At 45.2% G+C, this 806-nt stretch carries 2 protein-coding genes; both read left to right on the top strand.

Features of this window, described 5'->3' with window-relative positions; genetic code table 11:
* The coding region (locus RAC86_RS39380) for a hypothetical protein (RefSeq protein WP_377887035.1) at positions 1-97 on the top strand (97 nt) is incomplete at its 5' end.
* A gap of 43 nt (positions 98-140) precedes the next feature.
* Positions 141-806: malate dehydrogenase (gene mdh / locus RAC86_RS39375; protein ID WP_377887036.1), on the top strand; the 666-nt coding region annotated here is incomplete at its 3' end.

The raw sequence follows: 806 nt of genomic DNA, 5'->3' as shown, positions 1-806 counted from the left end.
TAAAGTCGTAACTTACGATTTTGCCAGATTAATGGACGGCGCGACTGAAGTGAAATGTTCAGAGTTCGGAGAAGAACTGATTAAAAACATGGACTAAGCAAGGAAACAGCCTAAAACTAGCCATAAAGGAGAAGAGAGACATGGGAAATACTCGTAAAAAAGTTTCTGTTATCGGAGCAGGGTTTACCGGAGCGACAACTGCATTTTTAATCGCTCAAAAAGAGCTGGCAGACGTAGTTCTTGTTGACATTCCGCAATTGGAGAACCCGACAAAGGGAAAAGCGCTTGATATGTTTGAGGCAAGCCCGGTTCAAGGCTTTGACGCAAAAATTACGGGCACATCCAATTACGAGGATACAGCGGGTTCTGACATTGTTGTCATTACAGCCGGTATCGCAAGAAAACCTGGTATGAGCAGAGATGATCTAGTCTCTACAAACGAAAAAATTATGAGAAGCGTTACACGAGAAATCGTGAAATATTCTCCTGACTCTATCATTGTGGTGCTGACAAATCCTGTTGATGCAATGACATACGCGGTGTACAAAGAATCAGGCTTCCCTAAAGAGCGCGTAATCGGCCAGTCCGGTGTGCTTGATACGGCAAGATTCAGAACATTTGTGGCAGAGGAATTAAACCTGTCAGTGAAAGATGTGACTGGTTTCGTTCTTGGCGGCCACGGTGACGATATGGTGCCGCTTGTGCGTTATTCTTATGCTGGCGGTATCCCGCTTGAAACTCTCATTCCGAAGGTACGGATTGACGCAATTGTAGAGCGCACTAGAAAAGGCGGAGGCGAAATCGTA

This window comes from Bacillus sp. LR_5 (assembly GCF_042709275.1).
This window is presented reverse-complemented; position numbering and strand designations above follow the sequence as displayed.